A 17,144-nucleotide genomic window follows, 5' to 3' on the forward strand; every position below is an offset into this window, starting at 1 on the left:
AAGTTCGTAATGTCTTTCGTTTGCGTCGCTTATTTCGGCGACTTAACTAATATAACATTTTATCGAATCTTCGTCAACAACTTTTTTAAAAGTTTTGAAGTGTTTTCGATTGTTTGTTCCGCCTCGTTTGAAGCGACAATTAATAATTTAACACGTATAAATCATTAATGCAACACATTTTTAAAATTTCTTTTAAAATAATTAGTAAAACAATCAAAAACCACTCTAGCTACTACTTTTAAGCTAGAATGGTCACATGAATTAAGATACAACAAACATTTGAATCGCTACTAGTGACATTAAACCAGGAATACCTAATAATCCGGAAACACTGGCCGTATACACGTTAATAGGTACGTGTAAGCCTATAGACGCCCCAAATACATTGAAGAAGAATAATATAAATACACCAATGACTACTTTAATAGCTCCATTGGCAATATATTTCATCGGTCGCAATGGTGTTCCTACTATTAATAGTCCTCCTATGAGTAAGGAAATAGCCAAGATAATAAAAATAGATCCCAATTAGAAACCCCTCCTTTTTGCTCGTCCTTATTGTTACTATATGAACGAAAAGGGAGAGGCATGCCTAGTTATTGAGCACGTATGTTACGTTTCCTTGCTTCATTTAACAAATATAAATATTTAACTCTTGCAATTGCTAAATCACACTGACCAAATTCACTTGCATCCACACTACAGTCCATAATTTTTTTTAAACTCATCCACTCTTGCTTTAGTTGCCTAATTTCCTCTAATAATTGCTGATCGTATTCTTTCTTTATTCTTTTGCGCTTGATCATGAAGATCCCCTTCTCCACTAAATATCTCTTCTTCCTTCTAATGCTTTCGAAAGTGTCACTTCATCTGCATATTCTAAATCCCCACCTACCGGCAAACCATGCGCAATCCGAGACACACGAACACCAGCAGGCTTAACTAATCTTGAAATATACATTGCTGTAGCTTCTCCTTCAATGTTAGGGTTCGTAGCAACAATTAGTTCTTCTACTTCTTCGTCTTTCAAGCGGCTAATTAAGCTTGATATATTAATATCCTCCGGTCCAATACCATCCATAGGTGATATAGCACCATGCAGCACATGATATTTACCACTAAACTCTTTCATTTTCTCTATCGCAATAACATCTTTCGGATCTTGCACAACACAAATGACAGAAGGGTCTCGTTGGTTGTCTTGACAAATAGCGCAAGGGTCTTGATCTGTAATATGACCACATACCACACAATGGGTTAACTCTCGTTTCGCGCTCACTAAAGCTTTTGCAAAATCTAATACGTCATCTTCTTGCATTTCCAACACAAAAAAAGCCAGGCGCGCAGCCGTTTTGGGGCCTATCCCTGGCAATTTCGTAAAGCTGTCAATTAATTTAGAAATAGGTTCTGGATAATACATTTTCCGCTTCCTCCAATGCCTATAGCAAGAAAAAACAATGCTACACTTTACGCGTAGCAGCTGTTTTTCTATAATTAAAACATTCCTGGCATGTTCAATCCTTTTGTAAACTGGCCCATCGTTGCATTTGTTTTATCATCTACTTGCTTAATCACATCGTTAGTAGCCGCTATAATTAAGTCTTGTAGCATTTCAATATCATCTGGGTCTACCACATCTTCTTGAATTTCCACATCTACAATTTCTTTCGTCCCTTTAGCAACTACTTTCACCATGCCGCCACCTGCTGTAGCTTCAAATGTCATTTCGTGCAGTTCTTCTTGAGCCTTCTCCATCTTCCTTTGCATTTGTTGCATTTGTTTCATCATATTCTTCATATTACCTTTCATGCTAATTCCTCCTTTAATCTTCTTGAATTTCTAATAAGCTATCGCCAACCAGCTTTCTTGCTTCTGCTACGACAGGATCTTCTTGTTGCACAGTACCTTCTTTTTCTTCCTCATCTTTATGGCGTTGTCTTACATATTCTTCTCTTAATTCTTGCCACTTATCTTCTGGAATCGGAATAATTGTAGTCTCATTGCCCATAAATTCAGCCAATAAAGATTGTATAATATCTTGATTTTCCAATGCTAATGAACAGTGAATTTCATATTCAAAAGATAGAACAATGGCCTTATCTGAAGCTGCTCTCGGTTTACTGTTCATTAAGCGAGCGTGCGCAGGCGCGCTTTTCTGTCTAAGCGCATCCATAAAGCTGGCCCACTTCGTTTGAATGGTTTTCAAGCTTTGCTTGGAAGCTTCATCCATCACATGGCGAATACGCTCATAAGGAATTTTATATTGATTCCGTCGATTCATTCGTTGAGGCTTTTTCTCTACTTGTTGCACCCCTTGTGCAGGTACTCCCTGTTCGTGCATATCGGCTAGTTTTCTCTCTAATGAATCTACTTTTTGTTTTAACTGTTGAATCCCCTCAGGTTCTAATGCCGTTGGAGGTGCATTCGGTTGATTTACTTGTATATCACATATATTTAACATTGCAATTTCAATAAATACTTTCGGGCTATTGGTCCACTTCATTTCCTGCTGACATTGATTCAACACCGTAATCGTTTGTTGGATCCAACTGGCTTGTAATTGTTCACTCAACGCCTTGAAACCTTCATCTGGAATAGCTCTTTCTAGAATATTCTCTAGACCAGGTGCACTTTGGTACAGTAATAAATCCCGCAAATAATAAATTAAATCAAAAATAAACCGACCTGGGTCTTTCCCTTCTCGAATAAGCTCATCAACAAATTGTAACGCTTCTTTCACTTCATTAGCTAGCAGTGATTGAATAATGTCCGTCAATTTCTGCTGAGAAACAGAGCCTGTTACAGCTAACACATCTTCTATTCTTACTTCATCTTCACTGTATGAAATGGCCTGATCTAACAAGCTTAACGCATCACGCATTCCACCTTCAGCTGCTAACGCAATTGCCCCAAGAGCTTCTGTAGTTACAGAGAGGCCTTCTTGCTCTACAATATATTGCATACGTTCTACTAGAGCAGTTTGATTAATCCGTTTAAAGTCAAAACGTTGGCAACGGGAAATAATCGTTAGGGGAATTTTATGCGGTTCTGTTGTCGCTAATATAAAGATAACGTGTTGCGGTGGCTCTTCTAACGTTTTTAATAAAGCATTAAACGCTCCAATAGAAAGCATGTGCACCTCATCCACAATGTACACTTTATACGTAACAGCGCTCGGGGCATACTTTACTTTATCCCGAATATCCCTAATTTGCTCAACACCGTTGTTTGAAGCTGCATCAATTTCAATGACGTCAGAAATAGATCCATCCTGAATGCCTCGACACGCATCACATTCATTACACGGCTCTTTAACAGGTCTTCGTTGACAGTTTACGGCTTTCGCAAAAATCTTAGCCGCACTCGTTTTCCCTGTTCCTCTTGGTCCCGAGAACAAATAGGCATGCGAAAACTTATCCTGAACAATCGCATTTTGCAGCGTGCGAGTGATATGTGATTGTCCGACGACATCTGCGAAACCTCTCGGCCGCCATACTCTATACAATGCCTGATAGCTCATCGTCCTCGTTCTCCTTTACGGTTTCTTCCCTATTATACCTAAATACAGTCGTCCTTTTCAATGTGTAAACCTAGACACTATATTCACATTTACTCCATTAAAAAAACTCACCCGTTAAGGTGAGTTGCTATTATGTATACGCCGTGCACCCACCTTCGATGAGATGGTCTTAAGCGTTACTTAAGGTCATGGCTCGACCCAGGCTACCCCGCAACACATGAAGAATACCGCTTACTGCTGCTTCCTTCCGGACCTGACAGGGTTCACGGGTCTCCATTGTGCAGGACCAAGGTGTCAACACCAATTACTTAAGGCAGACCTTAAAACCATCCCACCTAGGGCGGGAATTCAGCCTTGCTATAGCGGATTGCAAGTGCAGGGCACCGCTACCTCCCCACCTAGCACGGCAAAGTTGTTATCCATTTGTATCAACACATTTTTTAATGTGCATACTCCAGTATATATACTATTTACGGAAAATGCAACGTTTAATGATTGTTAATTTCCACCACATTGACATTTATTTTGTTTTACTCGCTTTTTTTCTTCTCGAAGATGACGAAAAAAAGTCGTTAATAATAGAGCGCATGGTTCCTGCATGACTTCCGGCACAACCTCTGCTTGATGATTAAATCTCTCATCTTGCAATAAATTCATTAGTGTACCTGTACACCCAGCCTTTGGATCATAAGCGCCAAACACAACACGCGGAATTCTCGATTGCAATATAGCACCCGCGCACATCGGGCATGGTTCAAGGGTAACATACAATGTACATTCTTCCAGACGCCAACTTCCTATCACACTATTCGCTCGTTCAATCGCAATAAATTCTGCATGAGAAGAAGCTTTCTGTGTATGTTCTCTTTTGTTGTATCCCGTCGCAATGACTTCATCGTCTTTTACGATTACTGCTCCTATCGGCACTTCACCGATACGTGCTGCTTTTTTCGCTTCCTCCATTGCAAGCTCCATATAATATTCATCATTCATATAGGCCACCACTTTTTGATTAGTTATTCCTTAGTGAGTAAATTCCATAATTCAAACATCCTTATTGAAATCTGGACGAATCTATATGGGTAAAAATATTGCTTTAGGACACTTTCTACGGACATGACCGTCTTTTCTTACAAACATCCGAATTAGAAATTAATACATTCGTTCCGATATTCAGTTGAACTAAACAATTATGAAATTGCTTCTAGTATAAGTAAAACAAACTTTCCTATCCTCGTAAACATACTTTTGCTCTCCCTTTCATAAGTCTTTATAGAGATAATTGCTAAGAAGGGGGCCACAAAGGTGCAAATTCATGTAGTTAAGCCGGGGGAAAGCATTTATAGCATCGCAAACCAATACAGTATTACGATGAACGAAATAATTGTAGCAAACGAACTAGATAATCCCGACCAATTAGTCGTTGGCCAAGCACTTGTTATTCCGATAGTTGGTCAATATTATTTTCTTAAGCCGGGAGACAGTTTGTATAAAGTTGCTTCACAGTTCAATATGACCGTCGATGAGCTAGCAGCGATAAATAACATCCCTACACAAAGTGTTTTACCTATTGGATTACGTTTATACATTCCCCCTAGTCCTAAAACATCTGCAGCGTTTAACGGCTACGCTGAATCATATGGCGGAAAAGTATCACCTGCATTAGAAGAGTACGTACAAGAGCACATGCGTTCCTTAACCTACTTAGGTCCATTCAGTTACCAAATCAAGGAGGATGGTTCTTTACAACCACCACCATTAAATAACTATTTCAATATCGCCAAACAAAATAACGTTGCCATGATGCTAGTGGTTACCAATTTAAAAGAAGGGGGATTTAATAAAGATTTAGGCGGAAAAATTGTTACGGATACGGCATTTCAAGATACACTTCTCAAAAATATTATCGAAATTGCTCAAGCAAAAGGATATACAGATGTCCATTTCGACTTTGAGTTTTTACCACCAGAGAATCGTGAAGATTACAATCGATTTTTGCGAAAAGCAAAGCAACAACTATCAAAATCGGGATTACAAATGTCGACAGCTTTAGCACCAAAAACAAGTGCACAACAAACAGGGGCATGGTACACGGCACATGATTATAAAGCGCATGGGGAAATTGCTGATTTTGTCGTATTAATGACCTATGAATGGGGATATAGTGGTGGTCCTCCTATGGCTGTATCGCCTATTGGTCCTGTTCGTAAGGTGGTCGAATATGCCCTATCCGTCATGCCGTCAGAGAAGATTTTCTTAGGCCAAAATTTATACGGCTACGATTGGACACTTCCATACGTAGCAGGCGGGGATCCTGCAGAAGCGATTAGCCCTCAACAAGCCATTCAACGCGCAAGAAAATACAATGTAGCCATCCAATATGACAACAAAGCGCAAGCTCCTTATTATACGTATGTAGATGAACAAGGGAGAAATCATGAAGTTTGGTTTGAAGACGCTCGCTCTATCCAGGCTAAATTCGACCTTGTGAAGGAACTGAATTTAAAAGGAATGAGTTATTGGAAGCTCGGCTTAAACTTCCCACAAAATTGGGAATTATTAGAGAGTCAATTTAATGTATCCAAAATCGTTTAAATGCCATCTCGTAGGCTAGCATCTTTATCAGATGCTAGCCTTACATAATGACGAATAACGGAGGAAAAGATAACGAAAGCGGAAGTGCCCTAGCTCTTTAAAACAATCAATTACACTTCTTCTAATCCAACAACACAAGCCGTATTCTCATTCTAATTGAAAGTACTAGAACAAGAAGGAACAAACGAGACTAGACGACGGGAATATTCTCCTAGTTCGAAGGCGCGTTCCCAGCCATTTGTATTTATTAAACGCCGTGATACACGTTTGTACGGGAAATCTATGCGAAATGGAGCTCGAAAAGGAAATGGATCAACGCTCACCGTTTGTTCATTATCCCAACGCGCTATCATGCCATTGGGAAATGAGGGAAACACTTGCCGAAACCCGCCCCGAAACCAGGACAATTCTTCTTCTTTCGAAACACCAGGAACATTCATACAACAATATAAAGACAAATCGTCACAAAACTGAAGCAAGGGAAAATGAACCTCCACCTCTTCTTCAGTTATGCTCCCGTAAAGCTTATCCCAAAGCAAACGCTGCCGCTCATTCTCTCTATATAAAAACGCCGCGATATTTTTATCCTTCGATTCTTTCGGAAAAAAAGAACAAAAATGCAAGCTACACAAATATCCTGCGTACAGAGACTGTCGTTCCACATCCGTAATCCCTTCATCATATCGCTGCAACTTCTCTTTCATTGGATAATCCATAAATGAATACGGCTGTTGCTGCTCAGCATTCCAAATAGGCGTTTGGTCTAACGGAATCCATCCTCGGTCGTGATAAGCAATTGCATATTCAACGTGTTGACGCAAAGCTTCATTTGGAAAAGTACCATTCCACATTTTCGCCATAACCCCAGAGGCCAAAGCATGATGATGTTGTTCAAAGACAAGAATTTGTTGGTCATCTGCCATAACAATCATAGTCCCATCCCTCCTGTTACTCTCCTTCTCCTTTCCTAGACCAAATTCCTTTTTTAAAAAGGGCAAAACAGCGCAAAAATTACTCTTTCCAAGTACGTTCTAGTATCATAATAAGGAGGGTCCCAACTAAAAGTCCATTACTAGCAATATTTTGCAATACAGAGGGGAATCCAGTAAATGCTTCAGAAGGTAAGAACATGATACCTATACCAATTAAAAAAGAGACCGCTAATATAGTTAATCTACGCTGATCGAACGGTTCACTAGCAATATTACGTAACCCTAATCCCATTAATTGGACAAACGTCGCTAACAAAGCTGCATTAGCGACAGGAGCTGGAATTTGCGAAATGAATTGTACCATCGGCGGGAAGAAAGCTAAAACCATTAACACAACGGATGCATATAAAAATGGCTTCTTCCGCTTTTGCCCTGTTAACTCAATAAAACCAGCAGAAGAGGCTAACGGGACATTCGCAATGGTTGACCAAATCCCAGATAAACCATGAGAGATTCCGACCATCATACTACCTTTATTCATCTGCTCATATGTATAATTCGGCTTATCGTAAACTGCATCACTGACACCAACGAGGGCAGCAACAAGATTCGACAACAAAATAACCGCTGTCATGAATGCAATTGGCACAACACCTAAATCCCACACAGGTAAACCCCAAGCAAATAACTCCGGCACAGAAAAAACGGCGATATTGCCAGTACTAGACGATTCTACACCGATACAACCTGCATACAATATCCAACCAATAACAATACCAATTAATACTGCATAGCTTTTTCGCCATCCTTGTCCAAAAATCGACATACCTAATACGAAGAAAAACGTTAAAAAAGCAACAATGGAGGCAACTGGTTGAATGGCGGGAGAGTCAGACGTAATCCCTAACATTCCTTGCAAAAATGTCCCACTTAATTGCACCGTTAACAAAAACAAAAAACCCCCAGTAACTAAAGGGGTGAAAAAGAATAACACACGGCTCGATAAGCGCATGACACCGAACAAAAACAGGAAGATACCTGTTAAAATAATCGCAAACTGCAACACTTGCAACGTATGTATGGGTGAATCACCATGCTGTGCAGCCGTTGTCGCCATTACCGCAAATATACTTACCCAAATGCCGGCTGGTCCCTCCATCACCGGGAGCCGATGCCCAAACAACCCTTGCAAAAGAGAGGCTAACCCTACTACGAAAAGCGTTCGTTGCATTAATCCCGCAACCTCTTGACTATCCAGTGCAAACATCGCTCCTACTACAATCGGCAAGGCAACAGAACTCGCAAGGAAGAAAATCAACCATTGTAACGTTTCTAATGACGTCGCACGCCAAGCACTATTCCCTTTCACTTTATAACTCCTCCCCTTCATCGAGATCCATTAATACACGTAACTCTGCATGATTAGCTAATATATCTTGTAGTGTATATTGATCCAACACTGCTAAAAAAGCGCTTAACGCTTCATTTAACACATGCTTTAAGTGACAAGAAGGGGTAATGACGCATTGATTCGTATCCCGGTCGAAACATTCCATTAAAAGAAAATCCTCTTCCATTTGTCGAACAACTGTACCTATGTTGATATCTTCGGGTGCTTTCGCTAATCGAATACCACCACTTCTTCCGCGGACTGTTTCAATAAGCTCCATCTTCCCTAATTGATACACAATCTTACTCAAATGATTCGTCGATATATGAAATACTTCTGAAATTTCTTTAATAGACGCAAGCTTATCCCCTTTTACAGATCCCGTATAAATCAATACTCTTAACGCATAGTCTGTATATTTTTTCAGACGCATGCGATCACGCTCCTACTTTAGTAAATTTAACCGTATAATACCCACCTATCATATCAAAAATAAAAAGAATAAACGACCTTCAAGTGTTAACAACATTGACACAACTTGTTTCAAAAAACGCATTGCACTATGTATCGTCTAACATTACAATAAACATGTATTTTAAATACATGTTTTAAATATTTGAGGGGGTATTTTTATTATGGGGTCCAAAACAAAACAAGTATTAGATGAGCAAACCATTGCCATTGTCAAATCAACTGTACCTGTATTAGCAGAACACGGAGAGGCCATCACAAAACGATTTTATGAATTAATGTTTCAAAATCATCCGGAACTTAAAAATATTTTTAACCAAACAAACCAACGACTTGGAAAACAGCCAAAAGCACTCGCAAACACAGTCTTTGCTGCTGCGAACTATATTGACCAGCTAGATGCCATTTATCCTGTAGTAAAGCAAATTGGACATAAGCACCGTAGTTTAAATGTGAAACCAGAACAATATCCAATTGTCGGCGAGCATTTACTATTAGCAATGAAAGATGTGCTAGGCGATGCCGCTACAGATGAAGTAATTCACGCATGGGGAATTGCCTATGGCGTCATAGCGGACGTATTTATACAAGTGGAGAAAGAAATGTATCAAGAAGTAACAGAAGCAGAAGGTGGTTGGAACGGTTTCAAAGACTTTGAAATTGTTCAGAAAGTAAAAGAAAGCGACGTCATTACCTCCTTTTACTTAAAGCCTGTTGATGGAGACGTATTGCCAGCATTTAGCGCTGGCCAATACATTACCGTAAAAGTAACCGTTCCTGGATATGACTATGTACACTTACGTCAATACAGTCTATCCGTAGCTCCTGGTGGCGACTATTATCGTATTAGCGTGAAAAAAGAAGGTGGAACAGATCATCAACCAGCAGGCGTCGTGTCCACTTACTTACATGAATCTATAAATGTAGGAAATGTGTTACCAATAACAGCACCAGCTGGGGACTTCATATTAAATAAAGAAGAAGAGAAGCCACTTGTTTTAATTAGTGGAGGGGTTGGGCTTACACCACTTGTTAGCATGTTGGAAACGACAATTAAAACCCAACCAAAGCGAGCAATCTACTTCATTCATGCCGCACAAAATGGGAAGGTTCAAGCATTCCAGGAGAAAATGAACGAATGGAACAAGCTAGAGCAAGTACACGTCTTTACTTGCTACCATCAACCAACTGCTGAAGATCGAGCGAATAACAACTTCGATAAAGAAGGGTTGATTGACTTAGCTTGGCTACAATCCATTCTACCTTCTAACGATGGGGACTATTACTTATGTGGACCGGGTGGATTTATGAAGCATATCAACCAATGCTTAACAGAATGGAATGTTCCTCAGACGTCCATACACCATGAATTCTTTGGTCCAGAAGAAGGACTAGCATAAATCAAACAGGAGAGAAACACGGCCCTCTTCAACCGAGTGCCGTGTTTCTACTTTCCATTATGGACGGCTTTATTCTTCTAGCGTCGATACATCTCCTGTTGGCAATCCTAATTCCCACGATTTTAATAAACGCCGCATGATTTTCCCGCTGCGTGTTTTCGGAATGCTGTCCTTTACTTCTAATTCTCGAGGAGTGGCATGTGCACTTAACCCTTTCTTTACAAACTGCCGGATATCGTCTAGCAACTCATCTGATTGTACATATCCTTCATTTAATGTAATAAACGCTTTAATAATTTCTCCTCTTTCTGGATGAGGTTTACCGATGACTCCCGCTTCTGCAACAGCAGGGTGTTCAATTAACTTACTCTCTACTTCAAATGGACCAACGCGCTCACCTGATGTATTAATGACATCATCAAGTCGACCTTGAAACCAGAAATATCCTTCTTCATCATAGTAAGCGCTGTCACCCGAAATGTACCAATTATTTAAGAAATAACTTTCATATTTCTCTGGACGTTTCCAAATTGCCCTCATCATCGATGGCCAAGGTGCTTTTATTGCCAAGTTCCCCATTTGATTAGGCGGTAGTTCATTTCCTTCATTATCAATAATAGAAGCAACGACACCCGGTACCGGTTTTCCCATTGAACCTGGCTTTATATCAATAGCAGGATAATTACAAATCACTTGCGCTCCTGTTTCGGTCATCCACCACGTATCATGAATACGGAGCTTAAACGCTTCTAGCCCCCACACAATTACTTCTGGATTTAAAGGCTCTCCGACACTCGTTATATGACGAAGTTTCGATAAATCAAACGGCTCTATCGCTTGACTTCCTGCACTCATCAGCTTGCGAAATGCAGTTGGAGCAGAATACCAGACGGTCACTTCATAATCTTGCAACGTTTTATACCAATTTTCCGGACTAAAACGGCCACCAACGACTACATTCGTTACGCCATTTAACCACGGCCCAAAAATTCCATAACTTGTTCCTGTCACCCAACCTGGATCTGCGGTACACCAATACACATCATTTTCATGCAAATCTAGTACCCATTTAGCTGTCTGATAATGTTGAATCATCGCATGATGTACATGGTAAACCCCTTTTGGTTTTCCAGTAGAGCCAGAAGTATAGTGAAGCAACATTCCATCCTCTAAATCAACCCACTCCACATCGAAACTTTTGGAAGCTTGATTCATCTCTTCATGAAAATCAATAAAAGATCCTTCCTTATTATCATCTTCCCCGACTAATACAATTTGTTTCAAATGAGCCAATTCCTTATGTGGCACACGCTCTAACAATTCAGGTGTCGTCACTAGCATAGACGCTTCACTATCTTCTAACCGGTCCCGGACCGCTTGCTCCATGAACGCTTCAAAGAGCGGCCCAGCTATTGCACCAACTTTCAAAATACCAAAAAACGCCGAATAAAATTCAGGACTTCTAGGCATAAAAATGAACACCCGGTCCCCTTTCTCAATTCCATATTTTTTTAACACATTGGCAAATTGATTACTCGATTGTTTTAAATCTGAAAATGTATATGTTTCTTCTCGATCAGGGGAGGAATAGATCAGCGCTACTTGATCTGTTTTCATTGGATTCTCCGCATGTCGATCAATTGCTTCATACGCAATATTCACTTTACCAGTACGAGACCAACTGAATGCTTGTTTCACTTCATCCCAATCAAATTGTTGATAGGTTTTGTCGTAATTCGATAAATGATAGTTCCCTTCTTTTACTCCGATTCGCTCCATGTTCATACCATCACCTCACCTGATTTTGTAAAACAACCTCTTCACACGAAAACTTTTAAATTTTCTAAAAAGTCAACTAATTATAGTATAAGTTATTTTTATACATTTTTAAAGAGCGAAGAATCATACAATGCTCATGGAAAAAACAATTAACTATACCACTTTCCACACAATATATTACTTTATTATCCACGGAGTTTACGCTACCTTAACATTATCAATGAATGAAATGGTTGTTATTAACACTTTTTAATATATTAAAATAATATTATTGGTGACTAATAAACAAAAAAATAACTTCCTAATATATTAATATAATATTTTATGTTACTTGCCTCAGTTTTAATATATTTAGGTAAATCATACTATTCCTTTACTTAGCATTAACATTTAAGCGGTAATATAGAAAATGCTTTGGAAGAAAGGAGGCACAAAATGGGACAATTACAATTAAACAAATTAACTAAGCAATTTACCGACCATTTAGCTGTCGATCAAATAGACTTACAAGTAAACGATGGTGAATTTGTCGTTCTTGTCGGTCCTTCTGGTTGCGGAAAATCAACGACACTACGAATGATTGCTGGATTAGAATCGATTTCAAGTGGTGATCTTATCCTAAATGGAACACGTTTAAATGATACACACTCATCAAACCGTAATATGGCGATGGTATTTCAAAGCTATGCGCTATATCCCCATATGTCTGTTTTCGAGAACATCGCATTTGGTATGAAGGTTAGAAAAGTTAATAAGAACATCATTAAACAAGAAGTTGAGAAAGCTGCTAAAATACTACAATTAGAAAATTTACTAAATCGAAAACCTGGTGAACTTTCTGGTGGACAGAAGCAACGTGTCGCAATAGGTCGAGCATTAGTTCGAGAACCTGAAGTATTTTTAATGGACGAACCTCTATCCAACTTAGACGCTAAGCTAAGAACAAAGATGCGTTCAGAAATTAAAGAACTCCAGCAAAAATTAAAAGCAACTATGATCTATGTCACCCATGATCAAGTAGAAGCAATGACAATGGGGGACAAGATTGTTGTTATGAAAGATGGTCAAGTGCAACAAATTGGTGCTCCTGTTGATGTATACAACAAGCCAATTAACCGTTTTGTAGGAGGGTTTATTGGTTCACCACCAATGAATTTTACTCAAGGTGTGCTGTCTAATGAAGGTGGGAAGCTACAGCTCATGACAGAACAACACTCTATCATTCTTTCTCATGATGAGAACATCGCCTTACAAGAATATGTAGGGAAGAAACTATTGATAGGTGTACGCCCTGAAGAAATCACTTTAGGAAATGAAGGAGATGAATATTCGTATTCCTTCACTGTCACAAACACAGAAGTATTAGGCAAAGAAAGCTTAATTTTCTATACCTTTGATGAGCATAACATGTGGAATGCGAAACTGTTCGATCAATATACATATCAAACAGGTGATACGATTTCCCTGCAATTGAAACCTGAAGTTATGCATGTATTTGATGCAGATACAGAAGAACGATTAGCTGATCACTACCAACTTTCAGCAAATTGATTCATGAACCACCAATAAAAAAACAGATGTTGAGGGAGGAATTTAGTTATGAAAACAAATAATAAATCATTATTTGCCTTAGTGTTTGTATTGTTATTAACGTTATTTACGATAACGGCATGTGGCTCATCAGAAGACGCATCTAGTTCTGAAGATGAGACGAAATCTGAGGAAGCAAATAAAGAAACAGAGGAAGCTAGTGAAGAAGTAAGTAGTGATAAACCAGTAGAATTAGAGTTTTATTATCCTGTAAGTGTCGGTGGCGCAATCGCTGAAAAGGTTGAAAGTTATGTAGAACAATTCAACCAACAAAACGAAGGCAAGATTGTTGTAAATCCTGTTTTCGCTGGTAGTTATGCAGATACGTTAACAAAAGCGAAAACGGCAACAGAAGCAGGAAATTCTCCTGACTTAGGAATTTTCCTACAAACAGACATTTTTGATTTAACAGATCTTGATTACGTTGAACCAGTAGATGAGTTTATCGCACAAGAAGACGAAAGCTTTATCGATGATTTTTACCCTGCACTTTTAGATGGATCGGAAATTGGTGGTAAGCGTTATAGCCTTCCATTCCAACGTTCTACTCAAGTATTGTATTACAACAAAGAAGTACTTAAAGAAGCAGGCGTAGAGAAAGCTCCTGAAACTTGGGATGAATTAGTAGAAGCAGGTCAAAAACTAGTAAAAGAAGAAAATGGCGAAGTGACTCGTTGGGGTCTTCAAGTACCAATGGGAGGACCTATGGGATACTGGAATATACAGCCTTTCGCACTACAAAATGGGGTAGAACTTGCAAACCCTGAAGGTACTGAAGTTGCATTTAACGATGCTAAGACTATTGAAGCTGTTCAATTTTTCTATGACTTAGCACATGAGCACAAGATAATGCCTGAAGGACCTCAAGGATGGGGAGACATTCCTACAAACTTCCTAGCAGGTAACACGGCGATGATGGTTCACTCAACTGGAAGCTTAACAAACGTTAAAGAGAAAGCTGAATTTGATTTTGGCGTATCCATGCTACCAACAAATGGTGGAGATCGCACGAACTTAGGTGGAGGAAACCTTTACATCTTTAAAGACATTCCTCAAGAGAACAAAGATGCTGCTTGGGAATTCATTAAATTCTTAACTTCTCCAGAGATTGCAGCAGACTGGAGTATGGCAAGTGGTTATATTGGTGTTACGAAATCTGCATATGAAACACCTGAATTAAAAGCATATGTAGAAGAGTTCCCTGAAGCTGCCGTAGCACGTGACCAATTAGAAGAGGCTGGCGCTGAGCTGGCAACGCACAATAACGGTAAAGTAACACGAGCATTCAGTGATGAAATTGATGCTGTTATTACAGGTTCGAAATCTGTAGAAGATGCAATGAACGATGCTCAAGAAAATGCAGAAAGAGCTTTGAAAGGCTTTTAATCCATCTTTCTAATAGCCAACATAAGGTAAGAGACCGGGGCTGACCAAATGCATAATACTAACCATCTTTTCTTCAGGAATCGGTTTAGTATATATGAAGTCAGTCCCTCTCTTTTATTAGCCTGATTGAAAGCGGTGAGTAACCTATCTTAGGTAGTAAAACAGGAGTGTAGCTATGTTTAAGAAACAAACACTTAAAGTAAACATGTATGGGTATTTATTTTTATTACCAGCGTTAATATTTCTCATCTTGTTTACGTATTATCCAACTCTATTGTCGATTCATGACAGCTTTTATTTGAAAGATAATCTACGCCCTGAAGGAGCATTTGTCGGGCTAGATAACTATAAATACTTACTGCAAGATGACGTATTCCAAAAAGTACTATGGAATAACCTTATCTTCGCCATCGGTACCGTTCCAACGAGTATTATGCTAGCGATGTTCATGGCAGTTAAATTAAATAAAGTGACGCGTATTAATCAATGGATGAAAACATCCTACTTCTACCCGACTGTAATCCCACTTGTAGCCGTAGCAAACATTTGGTTATTTATTTACCAACCAGATTTCGGCTTGTACACACGCTTTGCGGATTTCTTTGGATTACCAGATATTCCTTGGCTACAAAGTGAACTTTGGGTTATGCCAGCCATGATCATCTTAACGATTTGGAAGGAAGCAGGATTCTTCATGATTTTCTTCCTGGCAGGATTGCAGAACATCCCGAATCACATTTATGAGTCAGCAAGCATGGAAGGCGCATCGAACGGTTATGTATTCCGTAAGCTAACGTTCCCTCTATTAATGCCGACAACATTATTTGTATTCATCATTGCATTAACCAACTCGGTCAAAACCGTTGATCACATCTTCGTTATGACAGAAGGTGGACCGAACAATGCAAGTAACTTAATTCTTTACTACATCTATCAAAACCGTTTCACGTTTGGAGACATAGGAATAGCGGCTACTGCGAGTGTCATTTTGATTGTCGTTCTGTTAGCCATCTCGTTAATTAACTTCTTTGTACTTGATCGTAAAATTCACTATTAATAAAGAAGGAGGAAGACAAACTTGAATACGACAAAAGACAAAATCATACACGTCTTCAGTACAGCCTGCATTATTTTATTGTCGTTTGTATGGATTATTCCATTGATGTGGTCCATTTCCATCGCCTTTAGACCAGCAAACGACGTGTATAAAGGTCTATTCGACATATCTGGTATCACATTTGAGAACTTTGTTAATGCATGGAATGAAGCTCCTTTTGGCTCCTATTACATTGCAACCATTATTATTGTAGTCGGCATTCTTTGCGTGCAGCTCGTAACATCTGTACTAGCAGCGTACGCCTTTGCTAGACTAGAATTCCTTGGTAAAAATGTGCTATTCGTTTTATTTATCGTTCAATTAATGATCCCGGCAGATGTTCTTATAGCACCTAACTATGAAATCATCTCCGATTTCGGACTCATTGATACGAAAATCGCTGTCATGCTACCTTACTTTGCATCAGCCTTCAGCATCTTCTTGCTACGCCAAACGTTCAAACAAGTTCCAATTGAGTTTGACGAATCAGCAAAAATGGAAGGTGCAAGCATGTGGAATATTTTAACAAAAATTTATATTCCAATGGCTAAACCTACCCTTACTGCACTCACATTAACGGTAGGTAGCTTCCACTGGAATAATTATTTATGGCCATTGATCGTAACGAACTCAGAAGAAAACCGACCATTAACAGTAGGGTTATCTGTATTCTCTGCTTCATCAGAGTCTGGTGCAAACTGGGCAACTGTAACAGCAGGAATGTTATTCGTTATCCTTCCATTACTCATAGCCTTTATCATTTTTCAACGTCAATTTATTAACAGCTTTATGCACGCTGGGCTGAAATAAAAAAACGACATTCTTCTCTCTAATGGAAGAATGTCGTTTTTTCGTTGTACGACCCCGGCAGGATTCGAACCTGCGACACAAGGTTTAGGAAACCCATGCTCTATCCCCTGAGCTACGGAGCCATTATTATCACTTATCTATTATACTAGAAAAGAAATAAATGTAAAAGCCTATT

General features: G+C 39.2%; 16 protein-coding genes, 1 tRNA gene and 1 other RNA gene. 6 read left to right on the plus strand and 12 right to left on the minus strand.

What is annotated here, in order from left to right; all coding sequences use genetic code 11:
- Positions 1-261: 261 nt before the first annotated feature.
- The 7 genes from N784_RS11830 to tadA form a co-directional block, all read right to left on the minus strand.
- Positions 262-528 carry a pro-sigmaK processing inhibitor BofA family protein gene (locus N784_RS11830; RefSeq protein ID WP_036835163.1) on the minus strand — a complete coding sequence of 89 codons (267 nt, stop codon included), beginning with the start codon at positions 526-528 and terminating at the stop codon, positions 262-264.
- A gap of 68 nt (positions 529-596) precedes the next feature.
- Positions 597-806, minus strand: coding sequence for a YaaL family protein (locus N784_RS11835; protein ID WP_036835268.1), 210 nt, complete (start codon positions 804-806; stop codon positions 597-599).
- 17 nt (positions 807-823) lie between these two features.
- Complete coding sequence (recR, locus tag N784_RS11840; protein WP_036835164.1) at positions 824-1,420, minus strand: recombination mediator RecR; 597 nt, start codon at positions 1,418-1,420, stop codon at positions 824-826.
- Positions 1,421-1,494: 74 nt separating this feature from the next.
- Positions 1,495-1,809 (minus strand): YbaB/EbfC family nucleoid-associated protein, encoded by a 315-nt coding sequence (locus N784_RS11845; RefSeq protein WP_036835167.1) that lies wholly within the window; start codon positions 1,807-1,809, stop codon positions 1,495-1,497.
- A gap of 13 nt (positions 1,810-1,822) precedes the next feature.
- On the minus strand, positions 1,823-3,520 hold the full coding sequence (dnaX, locus tag N784_RS11850) for a DNA polymerase III subunit gamma/tau (RefSeq protein WP_036835168.1): 1,698 nt from the start codon (positions 3,518-3,520) through the stop codon (positions 1,823-1,825).
- Between the two features lie 141 nt (positions 3,521-3,661).
- An RNA gene (gene ffs, locus N784_RS16350) (signal recognition particle sRNA large type) lies at positions 3,662-3,927 on the minus strand.
- A 91-nt stretch (positions 3,928-4,018) separates the two neighbouring features.
- Positions 4,019-4,513, minus strand: a complete 495-nt coding sequence (gene tadA, locus N784_RS11855) for a tRNA adenosine(34) deaminase TadA (RefSeq protein ID WP_036835170.1) — start codon at positions 4,511-4,513, stop codon at positions 4,019-4,021.
- A 312-nt stretch (positions 4,514-4,825) separates the two neighbouring features.
- Here tadA and N784_RS11860 point away from each other — a divergent pair, with 312 nt between their 5' ends.
- Positions 4,826-6,115, plus strand: a complete 1,290-nt coding sequence (locus N784_RS11860) for a glycoside hydrolase family 18 protein (protein WP_036835172.1) — start codon at positions 4,826-4,828, stop codon at positions 6,113-6,115.
- Positions 6,116-6,267: 152 nt separating this feature from the next.
- On the opposite strand, the gene N784_RS11865 is transcribed toward N784_RS11860, so the two are convergent.
- The 3 genes from N784_RS11865 to N784_RS11875 all read right to left on the minus strand — a co-directional run bounded on the left by N784_RS11865 (position 6,268) and on the right by N784_RS11875 (position 8,870).
- On the minus strand, positions 6,268-7,047 hold the full coding sequence (locus N784_RS11865; RefSeq protein WP_036835174.1) for a DUF3891 family protein: 780 nt from the start codon (positions 7,045-7,047) through the stop codon (positions 6,268-6,270).
- A 79-nt stretch (positions 7,048-7,126) separates the two neighbouring features.
- A complete protein-coding gene (locus N784_RS11870) occupies positions 7,127-8,416 on the minus strand; it encodes a purine/pyrimidine permease (RefSeq protein ID WP_036835176.1) in 1,290 nt (429 codons plus the stop codon).
- 1 nt (position 8,417) lies between these two features.
- On the minus strand, positions 8,418-8,870 hold the full coding sequence (locus N784_RS11875; RefSeq protein ID WP_036835178.1) for an Rrf2 family transcriptional regulator: 453 nt from the start codon (positions 8,868-8,870) through the stop codon (positions 8,418-8,420).
- 202 nt (positions 8,871-9,072) lie between these two features.
- Between N784_RS11875 and hmpA the strand changes: the two genes are divergently transcribed.
- Positions 9,073-10,308: an NO-inducible flavohemoprotein gene (gene hmpA, locus N784_RS11880; RefSeq protein WP_036835180.1), complete on the plus strand. Its 1,236-nt coding sequence runs from the start codon at positions 9,073-9,075 to the stop codon at positions 10,306-10,308.
- A 69-nt stretch (positions 10,309-10,377) separates the two neighbouring features.
- On the opposite strand, the gene acsA is transcribed toward hmpA, so the two are convergent.
- A complete protein-coding gene (gene acsA / locus N784_RS11885) occupies positions 10,378-12,093 on the minus strand; it encodes an acetate--CoA ligase (RefSeq protein WP_036835183.1) in 1,716 nt (571 codons plus the stop codon).
- A 429-nt stretch (positions 12,094-12,522) separates the two neighbouring features.
- Here acsA and N784_RS11890 point away from each other — a divergent pair, with 429 nt between their 5' ends.
- The 4 genes from N784_RS11890 (at position 12,523) to N784_RS11905 (ending at position 16,969) form a co-directional block, all read left to right on the plus strand.
- Entirely contained in the window at positions 12,523-13,638 is a 1,116-nt protein-coding gene (locus tag N784_RS11890) for an ABC transporter ATP-binding protein (RefSeq protein WP_036835185.1), read from the plus strand.
- A gap of 48 nt (positions 13,639-13,686) precedes the next feature.
- Entirely contained in the window at positions 13,687-15,063 is a 1,377-nt protein-coding gene (locus N784_RS11895) for an ABC transporter substrate-binding protein (protein WP_036835187.1), read from the plus strand.
- A 175-nt stretch (positions 15,064-15,238) separates the two neighbouring features.
- Positions 15,239-16,120, plus strand: coding sequence for a carbohydrate ABC transporter permease (locus tag N784_RS11900; protein WP_036835189.1), 882 nt, complete (start codon positions 15,239-15,241; stop codon positions 16,118-16,120).
- Positions 16,121-16,162: 42 nt separating this feature from the next.
- The gene (locus N784_RS11905; RefSeq protein ID WP_036835269.1) at positions 16,163-16,969 is read left to right on the plus strand and encodes a carbohydrate ABC transporter permease; all 807 of its coding nucleotides are present in this window, start codon (positions 16,163-16,165) and stop codon (positions 16,967-16,969) included.
- A 49-nt stretch (positions 16,970-17,018) separates the two neighbouring features.
- Here N784_RS11905 and N784_RS11910 read toward each other — a convergent pair.
- Positions 17,019-17,091 (minus strand) — tRNA-Arg (locus tag N784_RS11910).
- Positions 17,092-17,144: the final 53 nt, after the last annotated feature.

This window comes from Pontibacillus litoralis JSM 072002, from assembly GCF_000775615.1.
GTDB lineage: Bacteria > Bacillota > Bacilli > Bacillales > BH030062 > Pontibacillus > Pontibacillus litoralis.